We start from the raw sequence: 19267 nt of genomic DNA on the forward strand, positions 1-19267 counted from the left end.
GTCTTTTGTTGTTGTCTGGTGACTGCTGCGCAGTCATTCGCGAGCAGGCTCGCTCCTACGGGTTCGGTGTGTTTCTTGTAGGAGCGAGGCTTGCCCGCGAAGTTTTTAGAAACTCATGTCCACCTTGGTCCAGAGCGTGCGCCCCGGTTCTTTAATGGCCTGCGGGTCATTGGCCGGATAGCCAAAACCGGCGTTGCCGGCCAGGTTCAAATGCTCGGCGTACGCCTTGCCGAACAGGTTGTCGACGCCGCTGCTGACCTTCCAGTTCTTGTTGATCCGGTACGCACCGTTGAGCGAAAACACGCCGAATCCCGAGGTCTTGTCGAAGTCCTTGCCGACCACGTTGCCCTTGTTCTGGTCAATGCGGTTTTGCGCCGCGACCACTCGCCACAAGGCGCCAGCGCTCCAGTTGTCTTCGCTGTAGGTCAGGCCGAAACGTGCGTCCAGCGGTGGCATTTGCGGTAACGCGTTGCCGTCGCTGCTGTTCTTGCCCCAGGCGTAGGCGAGGGTCGCATCGGCCTTCCAGTTCGACGTCAGCTTGTAAGCCGCACCGAGTTCACCACCCATGATCCGCGCGTCGATGTTCTCGGCTTGCGAGGTCATGCCCATCATTCCCGGCGTGTAGTTGAACAGGATGTAATCGCGCACCTGCCCGACATAACCCGAGGCCCAGGCTTCGAGATCTTCGGTCTTGTATTGCAGGCCGAAGTCGAGCTGGGTGGTTTTCTCGGGCTTGATCGAATCGAAGGCATTCACCGAGCCGGCGGGGCCGGAGTTGGGTGAAAACAGCTCCCAGTAATCCGGGAAACGCTGGGTGTGACCGAGGCCGGCATACAGCGTGGTCGGGGTGTCGGCCAGATCATGCTCGTAACGGACGAAGCCGCTTGGCAGGGTGTCGGCGCGGGTGTCGTCGGCGGTCGGGTTGGGCCGGGTCATCATCCCGGAGCCTGTGGTCTGGCGAAAATCCCTGGCCGAAGCGCGGTCCAGTCGTGCGCCGGTAATCAGCCGGTCACGGTCGGCGGCGTACCAAGTCAATTCGCTGAACACGCCGTAGTTGTGGAAGTCGGCATCCTTGTTGCGAGGCAGATCCTTGTAGGTATCGATGCCCATGGCACTGCGCTTGCGGTGTTCGTTGGTCTGCGCGTCGATGCCGCTGATCAATTGCACATCGGCCCAGCGCCAGGTGCCTTTGATCCGCGCACCGAGGGTTCGACGATCGACACTGGAGGCCATCGGCCCAGCCATCATCCCGGTGCCGGACGGCGTGCGCAGGGTGTAGTTGTCCATCACGTGGTCGGCGTAGTTGAAGTAGATCTGCGCTTCGACTTTATCCAGCACATCACCGATGTTCGACTTCTCGAAACGCAGGCCGAGGCTTTCACGTTTGAACTGCGCACCGTCCATACCGCGTCCGGCGTAACGGGCTTCGCCATCGCCCTTGCCGGCGGTGAGTTCCAGAAGCGTGTCGGCGTCCGGGGTCCAGCCAACGGCGACGTCACCGTTCCACTTGTCGTAGCGCGATGCCACGGTGTCGTTGTTGCCGTCCCGGTAATCGTCGGAATGCGCGGTGTTGCCGATCACTCGCACGTAACCCAACGGGCCGCCAGCGGCAGCATCCACCACTTTATCGAAGCGGCCGTTGGAACCGGCCAATACGCTGGCATTCACTCGGGTGCCGAGTTCACCGAAGCTTTCCGGCTCACGGTCGAACAGGATGGTGCCGGCCGACGCGCCCGGCCCCCACAGTACGGTTTGCGGGCCTTTGATGACGGTGAGTTTGTCGTAGGTTTCCGGGGAAATGTAGGAGGTCGGCGCGTCCATCCGGCCGGGGCAAGCGCCGAGCAACTGGCCGCCATTGGTGAGGATGTTCAGCCGTGAGCCGAACATCCCGCGCAGCACCGGGTCACCGTTGGTGCCGCCGTTGCGTACCAGGGCGAAGCCGGGAATGGTCTTCAGATAGTCGCCGCCGTCGCTGGCCGGCACCGGTTGGCGCGGGTCCTTGGGGTTGGTGACGATGGTCAGCGGCGAACTCGGCGCGATGGCGGTGATCACCGTCGGGCTCAGTTCTTCATGGTGGCCGGCGTGCTCGTCGGCCAGCGCCATAGGGGTCAGCAGTGCGCCGCAAATTACGGCTGTGGCGTGCCTGAAACGAGCGCGCGTTTCGTTCAGGGCAAAAGTGGCTTGGGCAGCGCTCAAGCGGGTGTCAGCAGAAAACCTGGACATGACAATTTCCATCGAACAGTCGTAAACGACACGGCCGGCAGCCGACGCAACTCCTTGTGGGAGTGAGCCTGTGTGGCGAGCGAGCTTGCTCCCGCTGGGCTGCGTAGCGGCCCCTTTTGTGAGTGCTGCGCACTCAAGCGCGAGCGAACTCGCTCGCCACACTGGCTCGCTCCCACAGGTTGCTCTGGCTATCTTCAGAACCGTGTGAGATCGGGTAGGTGTTTACGCGACGATGGGCGGTGCGCGGGTGCGGGCGCCGGGGAAGAAGGTTTGCCGGGCGTGGCCCAGGCGAGTGGCAGGTGTGGTGAAGGTAGTGGCAGTTGGCGTATCGAATGCAATGAAGGACTGGCCACCCGTCAGTGCCGGGCAATTGAACAGCAGGCTGCAATAGCCGCACTTTTCCCAGATGGCGTGATGAGGTGTCTTGGGTGGGCAGTGCACGGCGGCGGCTTGCGCGCCGTGGTCGCCGTGCTCCATTGCCGGCATGTCCATGGGCATGTCCATCGACATGTTCATGGATGCTTCCATCAGAGCGGAGGCGCGCTGATCCATCGGCATCGACTGAGAAATCAGCGGGCCGATGAAGATCATCAACATGGCGAACAGGCTGATCCAGCTGCCGCGGGTCAGGCTCAAGGGCTGACGGCGGGAGGCGGATGACCTGGCGCTAAGCGGGCGCATGGGCGTATTCAGCTCTGGCGATTACGGGTTGTGCGCATGCACTTGCACGCCGTCCGGCGCTTTTTTCTGCACCGTGACCTCGACGGTCACATCACCGGATTTCTCGAAATGCATCGTCAGCGGGAAGCGCTTGCCGTCGCTCAGCAGGCTGCGGTCTTTCAGTTCCAGCAGCATGACGTGATACGCCATCGGTGCAAACGTGACGTCGCCACCGCCTGGAATCTCGACGCTCGGCACCTGCTGCATTTTCATCAAATCGTTCTGCATCACGTGCTCATGCAATTGGGCAATGCCTGCAATCGGCGAGTCGACGCTGAGCAGTTTGTCCGCGGTTGTACCGTTGTTTTGAATCACGAAATAAGCCGCAACGGTCGGCGCATTCGGTGGCAATTCCTGCGACCACGGATGAGCGATCTCCAGTTCGCCAGCCTTGTATTCATGGGCATTGGCAAAGCAGGCAGGCAGCAGCAACGCAGCCAGAACGATGAGTTTGTTCAACATGGCAGTTCTCCAGAGCGATTCAAGACGCAGGTCAATTGCGAGAAGGAATCACACCAGAGGGGAAGCGCGGGGGTTGAGATTCGGCCATTGCTGGCGTGGTGTGGGCGTATCGAGAGCGTCAGCGGGCAGGCTTCGATTGGCATCGAAACGCGCGAAGTACAACGGCGGCACATGCCCGGGCAACGCCACCAGCGGCGCTGAGCCGGAGCAGCACCAGCAATGCTGCATGTTGGAATGATCGTCGTTCTGTGGCGCTTGCTGTTCAAGCGTCCCCAGAGAAATCGCCACCATCTTCGTGCCGGTGGACGAACAGAAACTACCCCACAACACCTGTTCGGCGGGTGATTTCGCCGACTGCGCCATCGCTCCGGTCATCGGCATGGCGAGCATGTTGAACAGCACTGCGAAGCAGGCTATCCAGGCAATTGCGAGCCGTTGTCGGGACATGGGGACAGATCCGGTTGGGTGGGCGATCAGGCGCGGCTATTTAGCCTGATCAGTGCCGATAAGTAAAAACGCGGCGTGCGGTTTGGTGTCGCAGCGCGGTCAGATCGCAGTGGCGTGCAGACGCAGACCCAAGGCTTTCATAACCTTCATGATAGTCGCGAATTCCGGATTGCCAGTGCTGCTCAATGCTTTGTACAAGCTTTCACGACCAAGGCCGGCATCACGTGCAACCTGTGTCATGCCCTGTGCTCTGGCTATATCGTTGAGTGCCGCGCGTATCAGTACTCCATCGCCGGCATCTTCTTCAAAGCATGCATCCAGATAAGCCGCCATTTCTTCTGGCGATTTGAGAAATTCGGCGGCATCGAAACGGGTGAATTGCTCGGCCATGATCTACTCCTCATTACCGATGTTTTGCGCCATTTGAATAGCGCGTTTGATATCGCGTTTTTGAGTCGACTTGTCGCCCCCCACCAGAAGCAGGTAAACCACTTCGCCTCGGCGAGTGAAGTACATCCTGTAGCCCGGACCATGATGAACACGCATTTCATAGACAGATTCGCCTACAGGTTCGCAATCACCAAAATTTCCATGTTCGGCAGCTCGGAGTCTGGCGATGATCCGGGCTTTTCCAATGGTGTCTCTCATTGAGTCGAGCCAATCGGCAAATGCGCTGGATCGTTCGAAGTCGATCATGCTGGATCGTATTCCTTGGGATACATATTGGCAAGCAACCCTTTTTCGAGTCGTGGTTGGTCGTTCCCCAAGAATCGAGTTGTTGTGCTTGGTAGGATCAAAGGAATGGGAATATAGGATTGGAGCTATTACAGGTACAGTCGGCTCTTTCCTGAAGTGTTGCGGGCAAAGTCACAAGGAACTGCAGGTCTCAGGAAACGTCCGACACAGATAAGGCAATTAGCAGGTCACCCACGCTCCCAAACTCCCGATCCACCCCCGGCAACACCGGCCGCTTCAACACCAACACCGGCACCCCCTGTTCCCGCGCCACTTCCAGTTTCGGCTCGGTGGCAGTGCTGCCGCTGTTCTTGCTGATCAGCACATCAATCTGCCGACGTTCAAACAGCTCACGCTCATCGTCGATCAGAAACGGTCCGCGTGCGCCGATCACTTCGCAGCGCTCGTTGCCCGGATAAACATCCAGTGCGCGCAACGTCCAGAATTGCTCCGGCGGAATTTCATGCAGATGTTGCAAGGGTTCACGGCCGAGGGTGAACAGCGGTCGGCGGAACGGTTTCAGTGCGTCGATCAACCCGGCCCAGTCGCTGACTTCGCGCCAGTCATCCCCGGCTTGTGGTTGCCAGGCCGGACGCCTGAGTGCCCAGGAGGGAATGCCGGTCAGCTGCGCGGCGGTCGCTGCGTTCTGGCTGATTTGTGCCGCGTACGGATGCGTCGCGTCCAGCAGCAGATCAATTCCTTCGTCGCGGATGAACTGCGCCAGTCCCTCAGCACCGCCATAGCCGCCGACGCGAATCTGGCAATTCAGATCGGTCGGTACTCGACCGACGCCAGCCAGGCTGTAGATGTGTTCCGGCCCAAGCGTACGGGCGATCGCCAGTGCTTCCGTCACGCCGCCGAGCAGCAAGATGCGCTTCATTGAAAAGCTCCCGCATGGCCGACGATCCCGCCCTGGCGATCGATGGCAAACACTTCAACCTGAACCTGCGCCGGCACCACACTGCGCGCAAACGCCAGCGCGTGCCCGCACACCGCATCGCCAAGCGCGATGCCGGCCGCGCTGGCCATCGCCAACGCTTGCTGACTGGTGTTGGCTTCGCGGATCGCTTGCTGCAACGCTTGATCCGCGCCGATCGCCGCGGCCCATTCGGCCAGTTGCAGCAGGTCGATGCTCGAATGCCGACTGTGCAGATCCATGTGCCCGGCCGCCAGTTTACTGATCTTGCCGAAGCCGCCGCACAGGCTGAGTTTATCCACAGGCACTTTGCGCAGATGCTTGAGTACGGCGCCGACGAAATCGCCCATTTCGATCAAGGCGATTTCAGGCAAGTCGTAGACGCGGCGCATGGTGTCTTCGCTGGCGTTGCCGGTGCACGCGGCGATGTGCAGGTAACCATTGGTTTTCGCCACGTCGATGCCCTGATGGATCGAGGCAATGTAAGCAGCGCAGGAAAACGGCCGGACGATGCCGCTGGTGCCCAGGATCGACAAGCCACCGAGAATGCCCAGCCGTGGATTCATGGTTTTCAATGCCAGCGCCTCGCCGCCCTCTACGTTCACCGTGACCTCGAAACCGCCGTGATAACCGTGTTCCTCAGCGAGCAAGGTCAAGTGGTCGGTGATCATCTTGCGCGGCACCGGGTTGATCGCCGGTTCGCCGACACCCAACACCAGTCCAGGGCGGGTGACCGTGCCCACACCCCGGCCGGCACTGAAACGAATGCCCGGTTCGGCGTTCAATCGGACTTGAGAAAAGAGCAGTGCGCCGTGGGTCACGTCCGGATCGTCGCCGGCATCCTTGATCGTGCCGGCCTCGGCGCCGTCATCCAGGAGCCGACAGAACTCCAGACGCATCTGCACCTGCTTGCCTTTGGGCAGGACGATGTCCACGGCGTCCGCGCGCTCGCCGCCGAGTAGCAGGCGAGCGGCCGCAAGGCTGGTCGCGGTGGCGCAACTGCCCGTCGTGAGGCCGCTGCGCAGCGATGCGGGTTGTTCGGCGGTTTCGTCACGCATCGAAAGGTTTGACCACGTCCAGCAAGGTTATCGGCAGCGCCTGGCGCCAGGTGTCGAAGTCGCCCAGCGGCTGCGCCTGGGCGATGTGGATGCGCGTCAGCTCGCCGCCGTGCCGTTCGCGCCAGGCCATCAGGGTCATTTCACTTTGCAGCGTGACGGCGTTGGCGATCAGCCGGCCACCGGGTTTTAACTGAGCCCAGCAGGTGTCCAGCACACCCTCGCGAGTGACGCCGCCACCAATGAAAATCGCATCCGGGCGCTCGAGCCCGGCGAGGGCCTGCGGTGCCTTGCCGCGTATCAGTTGCAGGCCAGGTACGCCAAGCGCGTCGCGGTTTTGCTCGATCAACAGTTGCCGTCCTTCATCGGCTTCGATGGCCAGTGCCCGGCAACTCGGGTGGGCACGCATCCATTCGATGCCGATCGAGCCGCTGCCGGCGCCGACATCCCACAACAGTTCACCGGGGACCGGGGCCAGGCGCGCGAGGGTGATTGCGCGCACATCGCGTTTGGTCAGTTGGCCGTCGTGCTTGAACGCCGAGTCCGGGAGGCCGGCCAGTCGCGACAGGCGCGGCGCATCGGGTTCGGCGATGCATTCGATGGCAACCAGATTCAGATCGGCGATCACCGGATCGGCCCAATCGCAGGCGACGCCATCAATGCGCCGCTCGGCTTCACCGCCCACATGTTCCAGCACGGTAAGGCGACTCGGCCCGAATCCGCGCTCGCGCAACAGCGCAGCAATCGCCGCCGGGCTTTGACCGTCGTTGCTGAGCACCAGCAGGCGAATGCCGCTGAATAACTGCGCGTTGAGCGCCGAAATCGGGCGGGCGACGACCGACAGCGTGACCACCTCCTGCGATGGCCAGCCCATTCGCGCGGCGGCCAGCGAGCAGGAGGAGGGCGCCGGCAGGATCAGCATTTCATCGCTGGGCAGTTGCCGGGCGAGACTGGCGCCGACGCCGAAGAACATCGGGTCGCCGCTGGCGAGCACGCAGACCGGTTCTCCACGCAGGGCCAGCAACGCATCGAGGGAGAATGGACTCGGCCACACTCGGCGTTCGCCACGGATACACGCCGGGAGCAGATCCAGTTGTCGCTGGCTGCCGAAGATCTTCGACGCGGCCAACAGCGCATGCCGGGCATTCTTGCCCAGGCCTTTGAAGCCATCCTCACCAATGCCTGTCACGGTCAGCCAGCGTGCCATGTGTGTGCTCTGTTCATCTGTATAAAGCGGCACATGATACGCGTCGGCAGTGAATGCGAGTAATGGAATGTTTTAAGTTAGGTGTTCCAAGCGGTAGATGGTGGTTTCCAAGTTGTATAGCCTGAACTTTCTCACATGACTGATTAATGGTTTAAAAGGAATTAACTATGAAGTTTAAGAAAGCAGGGTGCCTGGACTTGACGGCATACTCGGAAGCGTTCGAACGTGACTTTCCGGTAAAGAAGACAAAGGCTGTTCAGAGAATTGCAACGCTGGATTCGCCTGGGGCTGCCGGATCGTTGTTGGGCGGCAATCTGATCAGCACGGCAAGGGGCGTATCTCGTCAGGACAAACGAGACGTCAACGCCAGCGTGCGGTATGCGCAGTGGTTTGCGAGTCAGGAGCGCGATCGTCAAACCGATCCCCAGGGTTGGTTTTCCCTGTTTGCCATCACGCTTTTGAGTATGGGCTGGGAGTACGAAGATGAAAGCGTTGTCGAGAAGTATTACAAAAGCTTCTCCGGTCAACTAAGTCAGGCTTATTTGAATGCGATATCTGCTGTTAACAGTCCCATGGCGAAAGTTACCAGAGATATGTTTAATGCGTTATCGGCTAATCCATCAGCCCTTTGGTCATTGTCCAAAGGAAGCCTGCGTGGCAAGGAGTTTGCGATTGCGCCCGCTCAATATGACAGCCAGGGGCGATTGTCATTGGGTTTGAATGATTACTCGTTGTGGGCGCGAGTCCAGCGCGAAGAGTTTCTGTTCTGGAACTGGAACGAGAACAGCGTAACGCTCACGCATCGTGCCGTGCCATTCACTCTGAACAGAGAAAGGTTTGCCGAGGTCCGTCAAACGTTAAATGACCGACTCGACATTATCGCTGACGCCATATTCGAGTTTTATTCGGAGCGTCTGTGAGGGGCGCCGCATGATGGATTGAGGGAGGATGCGTTTGCGACACGCGGTCTTAGGATGCCGTACGGCAAAGCAGGCATAATACCGCTCGCTTCCATCCGGAGGCGCTTCCACTTTTGATCCGGTCGTCCCTTTGAACAAACACTCTGTGCCCCTCGCGTTACGCCCCTCGGCTTGTCCGGGGCTGCTGCGTATCGTCCAGGCCAGGGATGGGGGTATCTGCCGAATAAAACTCGCCGGTGGCGTTGTAAGTGCTGCGCAGGCCTGTGCCATTGCCGATGGTGCGCAGCGTTACGGCAGTTCAGTGATCGAGGCGACTAACCGGGCCAACCTGCAGATTCGTGGCATCGAACATGAGCAGACCGCGCTCATTGAAAGTCTGCTCGCCGCGGGCCTCGGCCCTTCAAATGCGGCGGGCGACGATGTACGCAATCTGATGCTGAGCCCGAGCGCAGGCATCGACTGGCAGATGCTGTTCGACACCCGCGACCTGGCCCAGCAGATCCTTGCGACCCTGCAAGAGCACGAACCCTTCCACAACCTCAGTGCCAAATTCGCCGTGCAGCTTGATGGGGGGGAAGGCTTGGCGATGCTCGAACACCCCCATGATCTGTGGTTGTCCGCTGTCGAGCGAGAGGGCGAGTGTTGGTTGGCTTTCGGTTTGGCGGGGTGTCCCACCGACGGGCCAGCTGGTTCGGTTCCGCTGGAAGATGGCCATGCGCTGGTGGTCGCCGTGCTTGAGTTGTTCCTGGAACTGGCGGCGCCCGATCAAACGCGAATGCGCCATTTGCTGAGCGAAATGACGGCCTCCGGGTTCCTCGCGCGGCTGGCCGAGCGGGTGCCATTCAAGTCCGTTGCAGCCTGGCAGCGGTCATTGACCGCAAACGTTCTACACATTGGCGCCCATCCGCAGGCGCAAGCCGATCATGTCTATGTCGGCGCCGTACCGCCGCTGGGGCGGCTCGATTGCGCGATGCTCCGGGGTGCCGCTCAGTTGGCGCAGGAATACGGCGACGCAACGCTGCGCTTCACCCCGTGGCAAAGCCTGCTGCTGCCGAACATTTGCCACGAAAATGCAGATGAAGTCATCCGGCGCCTGAATCAGCTGGGCCTGCTGTGCGACGCCGATCAGCCCTTGTCACGGTTGATCGCCTGCACCGGCTCCAGTGGCTGCGGCAAAGGCCTGGCCGACACCAAGGGCGACGCCCTGCAACTGGCCGCGCTGCTGCAGCGTCATGGCCAGGTGCTGAACGTGCATCTGTCCGGCTGCTCGCGTTCCTGTGCCGCCGCGCATATCGCGCCGGTCACTTTATTGGCGATCAGCCCCGGTCATTACGACCTCTATTTTCGCGAAGCGGGGCAGCCGGGTTTCGGCGCCCTGCACGCACGCAACCTTACTATTGAAGCGGTCGCAGCCTTGCTCGACGCCCGCTCACGGAGCCCCTTTGATGCTTGATTACATCCGCGACGGTCAGGAGATCTATCGCAATTCCTTCGCGATCATTCGCGCCGAGGCCAACCTCGAACGAATCCCGGCGGATCTGGAAAAACTCGCGGTGCGGGTGATTCACGCCTGCGGCATGGTCGATGCGATTGACGGTCTGCAGTTCTCTGAAGGTGCGGGCAAGGCCGGGCGCGATGCGCTGGCCGCCGGTGCGCCGATTCTGTGTGATGCGCGGATGGTGTCAGAAGGCGTGACCCGCACACGCTTGCCGGCGAACAACGAAGTGATCTGCACCCTGCGCGATGAAAGCGTTCCGGAGCTGGCGCGCGAGTTGGGCAATACTCGTTCCGCCGCCGCACTGGAACTGTGGCGCCCGCACCTGGAAGGCAGCGTAGTGGTGATCGGCAACGCGCCGACCGCGCTGTTCTATCTGCTGGAAATGCTCGATGCCGGCGCCCCGAAACCGGCGCTGATCCTCGGCTTCCCGGTAGGCTTCGTCGGCGCCGCCGAATCCAAGGCCGCGCTCGCGGCGGACAGCCGTGGCGTGCCATTTGTCATCATGCAAGGCCGGCTGGGCGGTAGCGCCATGGCCGCCGCCGCCGTCAATGCCCTCGCCACGGAGATCGAATGATGCAGCAACCTGGACGTTTGATCGGCCTTGGCGTCGGCCCTGGTGATCCGGAACTGATTACCGTCAAGGCCCTGCGCCTGCTGCGCGAATCGCCGGTGGTGGCGTACTTCGTCGCCAAAGGGAAAAAGGGCAATGCGTTCGGCATCATCGAAGCGCATTTGCAGGATGCCCAAACTTTGCTGCCGCTGGTGTATCCAGTGACGACCGAAGCGTTGCCGGCGCCGCTGTCCTATGAACAGGTGATCAGCGATTTCTACGATGCGGCCGGCGAAGAACTCGCCGCTCATCTCGATGCCGGACGTGACGTTGCGGTGATCTGCGAAGGTGATCCCTTCTTCTACGGCTCCTACATGTACCTGCACGATCGTCTGGCAGAACGTTATGAGGCTGAAGTCGTGCCCGGTGTCTGCTCGATGCTCGGCGGCGCTTCGGTACTCGGCGCGCCACTGGTGTACCGCAATCAGAGCTTGTCGGTGTTGTCCGGCGTATTGCCTCACGACGATCTCAAGCGCCGGTTGGCCGATGCCGACGCGGCGGTGATCATGAAGCTGGGGCGTAACTTCCCCAAGGTCCGTCAGGTGCTCGAAGAACTCGGTCTGGCGGAGCGCGCGCTGTATGTCGAACGCGCAACCATGGCCAATCAGAAAATCGTGCCGCTGGATCAGGTCGAGCCAATGTCCTCGCCGTACTTCTCGCTGATCATCGTTCCGGGTGAAAGGTGGCAAGGCTGATGACTCGTCCAGCTCCGGCGATTGTCATCCTCGGCAATGGCAGCCTCGCAACCGCGCGCAACATTCAACGGCTGTACCCCGACGCCGTGATCCATGGTCTGGCCGAACGGGTTGAAGGCGCGGACCGTGTCTATCACGAATTCGGCGCAACCCTGCGCGAACTTTATCAGCAGGACACGCCGATCATTGCCCTGTGCGCGGCCGGTATCGTGATCCGCACACTGGCGCCGTTGCTGCTGGAAAAAGGCGCCGAGCCGCCGGTGCTGGCCGTTGCCGAAGACGGTAGCGCGGTGGTGCCGCTGCTGGGCGGTCTGGGCGGCGTGAACGTGCTGGCGCGGGAAATCGCGGCTGCGCTGAACGTGTCGGCGGCGATCACCACCAGTGGTGAGTTGCGATTCGGCACGTGCCTGCTTAATCCACCCAACGGTTATGCCCTCGGCGACCTGGAACTGGGCAAGCGCTTTGTTTCCGATTTGCTGGCCGGTGAAACAGTGCGTATCGAAGGCGAAGCACCGTGGTTGGCGCAGGCGCAGCTGCCTGAAAACCCGCAAGCGCGGCTGGCCGTTCATGTGGGGCATGCCGAGCGTACGCCGGCGGCGAACGAACTTTTGATTTATCCGCGCAACGTTTTGGTGGCCGTCAGTGCCCCTGTGGCCAATGTGCCCGATGCCATTCGCGATGCTTTGCATCAGGCAAAAATCGCAGTGCAGTCAGTGGCGTGTCTGTTGGCTCCAGACAGCGAAATGTCGAGCGCTGCATTGCGTGAAGCGGCGCTTGAACTGGGTGTGCCATTGCGCTTTGCCTCGGCAGCGGGTGCGGTCAGTGAGCTGGCGCGCAACGCCATCGACTCGTCTGTTTTGATCTTCGGCGATGACGCCATTGCCATCGCGGTGGCCGAGCAGCCTCTGGACCCGTCATCGATCGGCCGTCCTCGAGGGCGTCTGGCGGTGATCGGCCTTGGCCCGGGCGCTGCCGAACTGATGGTGCCCGCGGTCAAGGCTGAACTGGCGCGCGCCAACGATGTGCTGGGCTACGAAACCTATGTACGCATGGCCGGCCCGTTCCGCGCCGATCAAGTGCTGCATTGCACCGATAACCGCGAAGAGATGCAGCGCGCTCGTCATGCGTTCGAGCTGGCGGCGCAGGGGCGTTCGGTAGTGGTGGTTTCGTCGGGCGATCCGGGCGTTTTCGCCATGGCGGCTGCAGTGCTGGAAGCGCTTCACGAGTCTACCGATGCCGCATGGCACAACGTCGATCTGGAGATTTTGCCGGGTGTCTCGGCATCGTTGGCAACAGCGGCGCAGGCGGGTGCACCACTGGGGCATGACTTCTGTGTGTTGTCGCTGTCGGACAACCTCAAGCCTTGGGACATTATCGAGAAGCGTCTCGATCTGGCGTCGCAGGCTGATCTGGCGCTGGCGTTCTACAACCCGATCTCACGCTCCCGTCCCTGGCAGCTTGGCCGGGCGCTGGAAATCGTCGCTCGACACCGTACGCCTCAGACACCAGTCGTTTTGGGGCGCGACATCGGCCGCCCGGGCCAGACGTTGCGAGTGACAACCCTCGGCCAGCTGACCCCGGACCAGGTGGATATGCGCACCATGGTCCTGGTGGGATCTTCCACGACCTGCGTATTTTCGCGGGCAGGTGGCGGTGATTGGGTATACACCCCACGCTGGTACGGAGAAAAACCCTCCTCCTGAAGATTTGCTCTTCGTTGAAAAGCCATGGCAGCCGAGTGTGCTCTCGAGTTGCCATGGCTTTTTTGGGTCGATGAAAAAGATAAATCGGAGTGTGTAGGTTAATTCCTGCTTGAGGAGAGAAACGTTGCCTGGGAATTATATTTGTGGGTAGGGTTTTTTGTTTTTTATATGGGGCGACTTCTTGTTTTAAATATAGATGTTGCAGTTTTGTCGCTGATTACATGCTTGGGAAGTATTTTGGATTACTTCTGAAGTTGAAAGGCATAGTTGAGTGATATAAGTTTTTTGGAGTGACCTTGTTCGGGTCGCTTGATATTTAAATTAAATGGATTTTCAAATGAATAAAATGAATGAAGTTGAATTGAGTGCCTATTTCGATCAGTGCCTTGAGGCGTGCCAGGCTAAACTAAAACTGATCGGTCCAAAGATTCAGTCACGTTCGGCAGCGGCCGTGCAGTTACCCATTGATCGGGATGAATTGAATGCCGCGATCATGGGCAGCGGTATCGTTGGCTTTCTGGAGGGAATGACGCGGCGTAACAAGCGCATCGTAAAAAACACATACGCTTATGCAGATATTGCCTCGAGGCTGTTGTTTCCAAATAAAGTTGATAAGGTCGCCCGTTACGAAGCCTTCAAGAAACTGATGTTCGCCATGGGCTGGACCGAATACAACAGTGCATTTACTTACTACAAGTCCACTACCTCAAAGTTGACGATGGATAATGTAGCGCTGGATATTGTTTACTCCGCTATCGGTGGCGCGGCGGGTCCCGCGGGGGCTGCGTTGAAAGTTGTAGCGGAAAAAACCATTGAGGCACTAAAGAAACAGCCCGATGCGGTCAAGCTGTTCGAACGTCATGCCATTGAAGCCAGTGGCGCAAACTTCGGTGTTTCCGTTTGCAAGCAAGACGATGAAGCTGAAGTTACGATGGCCGTGGGCACGGTGCGTTACGACACATCGGCCAACAATACAAAAGTTATTTTTTTCGACTGGAACAGTTCTGATGTCGAAATCTATCGAGGTAAAGCACTCTTTACCATTCATGAAGAGGACTTGAGGAAAGAAGCGGCGGCCATCAAGTTCCTCGATGATCTCAGAGAGGCTGTTTTCATGGAGTTTTCGCCGGTTTAAATCATGTCGCTTGCCAGAGGCTTCATGCCTCTGGCTTCTGGTCGTCGCTGCCGTCAGGGCACCAGATAACCCTTCACCCCTGTGAAAATGATCTGCGCCGCCAGTGCACACACAAACAACCCCATCAACCGGCTGACAATCTGCAGCCCCTGGTCGCCAAGAATCCGTTCGATGCGGTTCGACAGATAAAGCACCACACCCACCGTGAAACTGGCCAGGGCGATGCTGAGGATGGCGGTGAGTTTGTCGTCCCAGTGCGGCTGGCTCACACCCATCACCAGCAACGCACCGATGGTGCCGGGGCCGACGGTCAGAGGGATGGTCAGTGGCACGATGGTGACGTCCTGCTGCACGTTGTCGGTCTGGACCGCTGACTTGCCTTGGGCCATGCCCAACGCCGAGATGAACAGTACGCTGCCGGCGCCGATGCGAAACGCGTCCACGGTGATGCCGAACACGTTGAAAATCACCCGCCCGAACAGGTACAGCAAGACGCTGGACACCAGCGTGGCCGTCGCCACTTTCCACGCCAGCCGACGTTGTTCCTTGCGTGAATAACCGCGGGTCAGGCTGATGAAACAGGACAACACGAAGAACGGGCTGTAGAGCACCAGCATCTTCAGGTAAACGCTGAACAACACATGGAGCATGGGGCAAGCTCACTGGCGAGGGAAGTCGTGGGGGAGTCTATCAGGCGTCGCCGGGTCTGTCGGCTCAGGACGTTTGAGCCGTCGCCCGGTTCTGTTGATCGCGCTGGGCTACCCAATGCTCGATCAGTTCGCGCAGCTGTGACAGCTCGACCGGCTTGGCCATGTGCCCGTCCATGCCAGCCTGACGCGCACGCTCTTTATGCTCGGCGAGGATGTGCGCAGTCAACGCCACGACAGGGGTGCGAATCCGCTGGTTGCCGACTTCCCAGGCGCGCAGTTGCTGGGTGGCCGAGAAACCGTCGAGGATCGGCATTTCGCAGTCCATCAATACCAGGTCGTAACGCTGGGCTTTCATCGCCTGCAAGGCTTCTTCGCCATTGCTGGCGGTGTCCGGTTGCAGGTTGAGTTTGCCCAGCATGCCGCGAATCACCTTGGTCGAAATGCTGTTGTCTTCGGCGACCAGAATGCGGAAATCGCTGGGCACCTTGACCGGCAGGGTCTGGCCCGCGGGCAGGAGCGGCGAAACGGCGAGGCCCTTGTTGCGCTGGTTCAGTTCATCCGCCAGCGTGGTCTTGAGGGTGTAGCCGGCCACCGGTTTGGCGAGGATGCGCTTGATCCCGGAGTTGCGCGCGATGATCTTGCTCGGCGCATTGCTGATGCCGGTGAGCATGATCAGCAGGATGTCGTGGTTGAGGCTCGGGTCTTCCTTGATCTTGGCCGCCAGTTGCATGCCGGTCATGCCGGGCATGTTCTGGTCGAGCAGGACCACGTCGAAGTAATCGCGCAGGTGCGCCTTGGTACGCAGGAGTGCCAGCGCTTCCTTGCCGGACGGGACAGCGCTGACATTCAGCCCCCAGGCGCTGCACTGTTGCACCAGCACTTTGCGGCAGGTGTCGTTGTCGTCCACCACCAGCACCCGCGCACCCTGCAGCGGGCCATCGAGGTCGGAGGTCGGGTGTTCGAGGCGGTCAGGGTCCAGGGGCAAGGTCAGCCACAAGGTGCTGCCCTGGTTGGCGCCGCTCTTGACGCCGAATTCGCCTTGCATCAAACGAATCAGCTGGCGGGCAATCACCAGCCCGAGGTTGCCGCCCAGTCGGGTGGCCGAGAGGAAGTTCTTGCTGTGCAGTTCGGCGTGCATCAGCGCGTCGCGTTCTTCGGCGTCCATCGGCTCGCCGCTGTCCTGCACGGCAATGCGCAGGCGTGGTTTGGCGCTGCGCTCGTCGAGGGCGACGACGATCAGGATCTCGCCTTCGTCGGTTTTCTTCAGGGCGTTTTCCAGCAGGCTCAGCAAGGTCTGGCGCAGGCGCGTCGGGTCACCGCTGATGACCCGCGGCACTTGCGGCTGGATAAAGCTGATCAGTTCGACGTTCTGCTGTTCGGCCTTGGCGCGGAAGATGCTCAGGCAATCTTCGATCAGCGCATTGAGATCGAACTGCACATCGTCCAGCTCGATCTGCCCGGATTCGAGTTTGGAGATGTCGAGAATCTCGTTGATCAGGGTCAGCAGTTCGTTGCCGGCACTGTGGATGGTTTGCACGTAGTCGCGCTGCTTGACCGACAGCGGTGTGCCCAGTAGCAGCTCGGTCATGCCCAGCACGCCATTCATCGGGGTGCGGATTTCGTGGCTGATTTTTGCCAGGAATTCGGCCTTGGCGTTGATCTCTGCGTTGCTGGCGGCGAGGTCGCGGCTGACACTGAAACGGTCTTCGGTGATGCTGCGCTGGCGTTCACTCAGGGCAATACTCATCAACAGGCCGCTGATGCAGATGAATACCAGCAGGGCGATGATCAGGCCTTGCGGTTCAATCAGCGTCAGCCCCAGCAGAGCCGGCAGGATGATCAGCGTGCCGACGTTGAACACCACCATGGCTGCCACGAACAGCCGTGCGGGGCGATAGCCTTTTTGCCAGTGCCAGGCGCTGACGAACAACATCGTCAGGCCCGCCAGGGCGACCAGCGTGTAGGTGATGATGTTCAGCGGCAGCGTATTGACGAACAGCAGCAACAGGCCGAAGACAGTGATGAGCAGGATTTCGCCAAGCAGCAGTTTGTTCAGCGGATGCGGGCCGAGCGGGGCGAAGAAGCGGTAGGCAAGCATCAGCCCGCACGGTGCGGTGAGCAGCAGGGCGAGGTAGGCGCCCGGTGTCTGCACCGCGTGCCAGTCCGGTAACCACGGTCCCGCGAGGTTCAGCAGCAGCGCCAGGCTGAGCATCAACAACGCTTCGCAACCCGCCAGCCACAGGCTGCTGCGCGACCGGGTGTACGCGTATCGAATCAGGTTGTGCAGGACCAGCATGCCGATGCAGCCGAACAGCAGGCCGTAAATCAGCGTCTGACTCTGATTGGCCGCGGTCATGATTGCTGATTGCAGGGTGATGTAGGGCCGCATCTGGTGTTCGGAAACCAGGCGCAGGTAAACATCGAGGGGTTTGTCGCTTTGCGGCAACGGCAACATGAAGTCGCTGTTGGGTAATGGCCGTTCACCCTGAGGCTGTTCGGTGCCGGTGTTCAACTGATCGATCAGCTTGTCGCCGTCCAGCACATACAGATTGAGGTGCGACAGGTCGGGCGCAAACACCCGCAGTAATTGCTCGTGCTTGCCAGGTGACAGCCTGAAGCGCAGCCAGAGCGCCCCGCCGGGCTCGGCCGCGGTGAGGCGTTCGAGTTCGGTGGGGCTGAATTGGTTGGTGTAGCGAGCGGAACGGATGTCGCTCAGCTGCAGGTCGCCCTGTTCGTCGAGCAATACCGCCCAACCACTGCCTTGCGCGGCCTGGGCCGGGAGCATGCAGAGCAAAGTCAGCAAGGTGACAGTGAAACCTATGGCAATCCTGAGCCAGCGCACGGCGAAATCCCTTCGTAGGTTAATGCCAGAATATAACTATGCGCGGCGCCGGAATAGTCCGGCAAGGGGCTGAAACCCTTGCCCGACCGAATGGATCGATTATTCCTGATTTTCGCCACGCTCGCGGGCAATGGCGCGGTAGCCAATGTCCTTGCGATAGAAACAGCCTTCCCAGTCAATCTTCGCCGCCAGCTTGTAAGCCTGCTGCTGGGCAGTATCGACGCTGGCGCCCATGGCGGTAGCGCAAAGCACACGACCACCGGCCGTCACCACTTGACCGTCTTCCAGTGCCGTACCGGCGTGGAAGACTTTGCCTTCCAGCGCGGCTGCTGCATCCAGACCGTTGATGGCCACGCCTTTAGCGTAGTCGCCAGGATAGCCGCCTGCCGCCAGCACAATGCCGACGCTCGGACGTGGATCCCACTGGGCTTCAACCTTGTCCAGCGCTTGCGCCAGGGCGGCTTCGACCAGCAACACCAGGCTCGACTGCAAACGCAGCATAACCGGTTGGGTCTCAGGGTCGCCGAAACGGCAGTTGAATTCGATGACTTTTGGGTTACCAGCCTTGTCGATCATCAAGCCAGCATAGAGGAAGCCTGTGTAAACGTTGCCTTCCTCGGCCATGCCGCGCACGGTTGGCCAGATCACCAGGTCCATGACGCGCTTGTGCACTTCGCTGGTAACTACCGGTGCCGGGGAGTAAGCACCCATGCCGCCGGTGTTCGGACCGGTGTCGCCGTCGCCGACGCGTTTGTGGTCCTGGCTGGTGGCCATCGGCAGTACGTTCTTGCCGTCGACCATGACGATGAAGCTGGCTTCTTCGCCGTCCAGGAACTCTTCGATGACCACGCGCGAACCGGCGTCGCCGAACGCGTTGCCGGCGAGCATATCGCGCACGGCGTCTTCGGCTTCGGCCAGTGTCATGGCGACGATCACGCCTTTACCGGCGGCCAGGCCATCGGCCTTGATCACGATCGGTGCGCCTTTTTCACGCAGATAAGCCAGGGCTGGCTCGATCTCGGTGAAGTTCTGGTAGTCGGCAGTCGGAATCTTGTGACGTGCCAGGAAATCCTTGGTGAACGCTTTCGAGCCTTCGAGCTGGGCAGCGCCCGCGGTCGGACCGAAGCAATCCAGGCCACGGGAGCGGAACAGATCAACGACGCCAGCCACCAGTGGCACTTCCGGGCCGACGATGGTCAGGGAAACGTTCTTCTCGGCGAAGTCGGCGAGTTGTTCAAGTGCGAGCACATCGATAGCGACGTTTTCGCACTTGGCTTCAATGGCGGTGCCAGCGTTGCCCGGCGCTACGAAAACCTTCTGCACGCGCGGATCCTGAGCCACTTTCCAGGCCAGGGCGTGTTCACGGCCACCGCTGCCAATGATCAAAACATTCATTTCAAAAACCTCGGATGACGCTAATTCTGTTTAAAAGCCTAAAGCGCTTTACGC

The 19267-nt window shown here is 60.2% G+C and carries 18 protein-coding genes; 6 read left to right on the top strand and 12 right to left on the bottom strand.

Annotated features, from left to right (window positions below):
* Nucleotides 1–105 precede the first annotated feature (105 nt).
* The 9 genes from KJF94_RS29625 to cbiE form a co-directional block, all read right to left on the bottom strand.
* Nucleotides 106–2223, bottom strand: coding sequence for a TonB-dependent copper receptor (locus tag KJF94_RS29625; RefSeq protein ID WP_214380459.1), 2118 nt, complete (start codon nucleotides 2221–2223; stop codon nucleotides 106–108).
* 222 nt (nucleotides 2224–2445) lie between these two features.
* Complete coding sequence (locus KJF94_RS29630; RefSeq protein WP_214380460.1) at nucleotides 2446–2904, bottom strand: DUF2946 domain-containing protein; 459 nt, start codon at nucleotides 2902–2904, stop codon at nucleotides 2446–2448.
* Nucleotides 2905–2925: 21 nt separating this feature from the next.
* Nucleotides 2926–3405: a copper chaperone PCu(A)C gene (locus KJF94_RS29635; RefSeq protein ID WP_214380461.1), complete on the bottom strand. Its 480-nt coding sequence runs from the start codon at nucleotides 3403–3405 to the stop codon at nucleotides 2926–2928.
* A 48-nt stretch (nucleotides 3406–3453) separates the two neighbouring features.
* Nucleotides 3454–3852: a DUF2946 domain-containing protein gene (locus tag KJF94_RS29640; protein WP_214380462.1), complete on the bottom strand. Its 399-nt coding sequence runs from the start codon at nucleotides 3850–3852 to the stop codon at nucleotides 3454–3456.
* A 99-nt stretch (nucleotides 3853–3951) separates the two neighbouring features.
* Nucleotides 3952–4242 (bottom strand): addiction module antidote protein, encoded by a 291-nt coding sequence (locus tag KJF94_RS29645; RefSeq protein ID WP_214380463.1) that lies wholly within the window; start codon nucleotides 4240–4242, stop codon nucleotides 3952–3954.
* A gap of 3 nt (nucleotides 4243–4245) precedes the next feature.
* Nucleotides 4246–4548, bottom strand: a complete 303-nt coding sequence (locus KJF94_RS29650) for a type II toxin-antitoxin system RelE/ParE family toxin (protein ID WP_214380464.1) — start codon at nucleotides 4546–4548, stop codon at nucleotides 4246–4248.
* Nucleotides 4549–4738: 190 nt separating this feature from the next.
* Nucleotides 4739–5467, bottom strand: a complete 729-nt coding sequence (locus KJF94_RS29655) for a cobalt-precorrin-6A reductase (RefSeq protein ID WP_214380465.1) — start codon at nucleotides 5465–5467, stop codon at nucleotides 4739–4741.
* Nucleotides 5464–6561 (bottom strand): cobalt-precorrin-5B (C(1))-methyltransferase, encoded by a 1098-nt coding sequence (locus KJF94_RS29660; RefSeq protein ID WP_214380466.1) that lies wholly within the window; start codon nucleotides 6559–6561, stop codon nucleotides 5464–5466. The genes KJF94_RS29655 and KJF94_RS29660 overlap by 4 nt, the downstream gene beginning before the upstream one ends.
* Nucleotides 6554–7765 (bottom strand): precorrin-6y C5,15-methyltransferase (decarboxylating) subunit CbiE, encoded by a 1212-nt coding sequence (cbiE, locus tag KJF94_RS29665; protein WP_214380467.1) that lies wholly within the window; start codon nucleotides 7763–7765, stop codon nucleotides 6554–6556. Before cbiE ends, KJF94_RS29660 begins: the two co-directional genes overlap by 8 nt.
* Before the next feature lie 167 nt (nucleotides 7766–7932).
* On the opposite strand from cbiE, the gene KJF94_RS29670 reads away from it, so the two are divergent.
* The 6 genes from KJF94_RS29670 (at nucleotide 7933) to KJF94_RS29695 (ending at nucleotide 14326) form a co-directional block, all read left to right on the top strand.
* Nucleotides 7933–8685, top strand: a complete 753-nt coding sequence (locus KJF94_RS29670) for a hypothetical protein (protein WP_214380468.1) — start codon at nucleotides 7933–7935, stop codon at nucleotides 8683–8685.
* 145 nt (nucleotides 8686–8830) lie between these two features.
* The gene (gene cobG, locus KJF94_RS29675) at nucleotides 8831–10138 is read left to right on the top strand and encodes a precorrin-3B synthase (protein ID WP_214384983.1); all 1308 of its coding nucleotides are present in this window, start codon (nucleotides 8831–8833) and stop codon (nucleotides 10136–10138) included.
* Nucleotides 10131–10757: a precorrin-8X methylmutase gene (locus KJF94_RS29680; protein WP_008038718.1), complete on the top strand. Its 627-nt coding sequence runs from the start codon at nucleotides 10131–10133 to the stop codon at nucleotides 10755–10757. The genes cobG and KJF94_RS29680 overlap by 8 nt, the downstream gene beginning before the upstream one ends.
* Nucleotides 10757–11488: a precorrin-2 C(20)-methyltransferase gene (locus tag KJF94_RS29685; protein WP_017336332.1), complete on the top strand. Its 732-nt coding sequence runs from the start codon at nucleotides 10757–10759 to the stop codon at nucleotides 11486–11488. Before KJF94_RS29680 ends, KJF94_RS29685 begins: the two co-directional genes overlap by 1 nt.
* Nucleotides 11488–13191 (top strand): precorrin-3B C(17)-methyltransferase, encoded by a 1704-nt coding sequence (gene cobJ, locus KJF94_RS29690; RefSeq protein ID WP_214380469.1) that lies wholly within the window; start codon nucleotides 11488–11490, stop codon nucleotides 13189–13191. The genes KJF94_RS29685 and cobJ overlap by 1 nt, the downstream gene beginning before the upstream one ends.
* Nucleotides 13192–13528: 337 nt before the next feature.
* Nucleotides 13529–14326 (top strand): hypothetical protein, encoded by a 798-nt coding sequence (locus KJF94_RS29695; RefSeq protein ID WP_214380470.1) that lies wholly within the window; start codon nucleotides 13529–13531, stop codon nucleotides 14324–14326.
* A gap of 53 nt (nucleotides 14327–14379) precedes the next feature.
* Here KJF94_RS29695 and KJF94_RS29700 read toward each other — a convergent pair whose 3' ends face one another.
* The 3 genes from KJF94_RS29700 to purD form a co-directional block, all read right to left on the bottom strand.
* Entirely contained in the window at nucleotides 14380–14976 is a 597-nt protein-coding gene (locus KJF94_RS29700; protein ID WP_017336334.1) for a MarC family protein, read from the bottom strand.
* Between the two features lie 64 nt (nucleotides 14977–15040).
* Nucleotides 15041–17818, bottom strand: a complete 2778-nt coding sequence (locus KJF94_RS29705; RefSeq protein ID WP_214380471.1) for a hybrid sensor histidine kinase/response regulator — start codon at nucleotides 17816–17818, stop codon at nucleotides 15041–15043.
* A gap of 99 nt (nucleotides 17819–17917) precedes the next feature.
* The gene (gene purD, locus KJF94_RS29710) at nucleotides 17918–19213 is read right to left on the bottom strand and encodes a phosphoribosylamine--glycine ligase (RefSeq protein WP_214380472.1); all 1296 of its coding nucleotides are present in this window, start codon (nucleotides 19211–19213) and stop codon (nucleotides 17918–17920) included.
* Between the last annotated feature and the right edge of the window lie 54 nt (nucleotides 19214–19267).

The organism is Pseudomonas hormoni (assembly GCF_018502625.1).
GTDB classification, from domain to species: domain Bacteria; phylum Pseudomonadota; class Gammaproteobacteria; order Pseudomonadales; family Pseudomonadaceae; genus Aquipseudomonas; species Aquipseudomonas hormoni.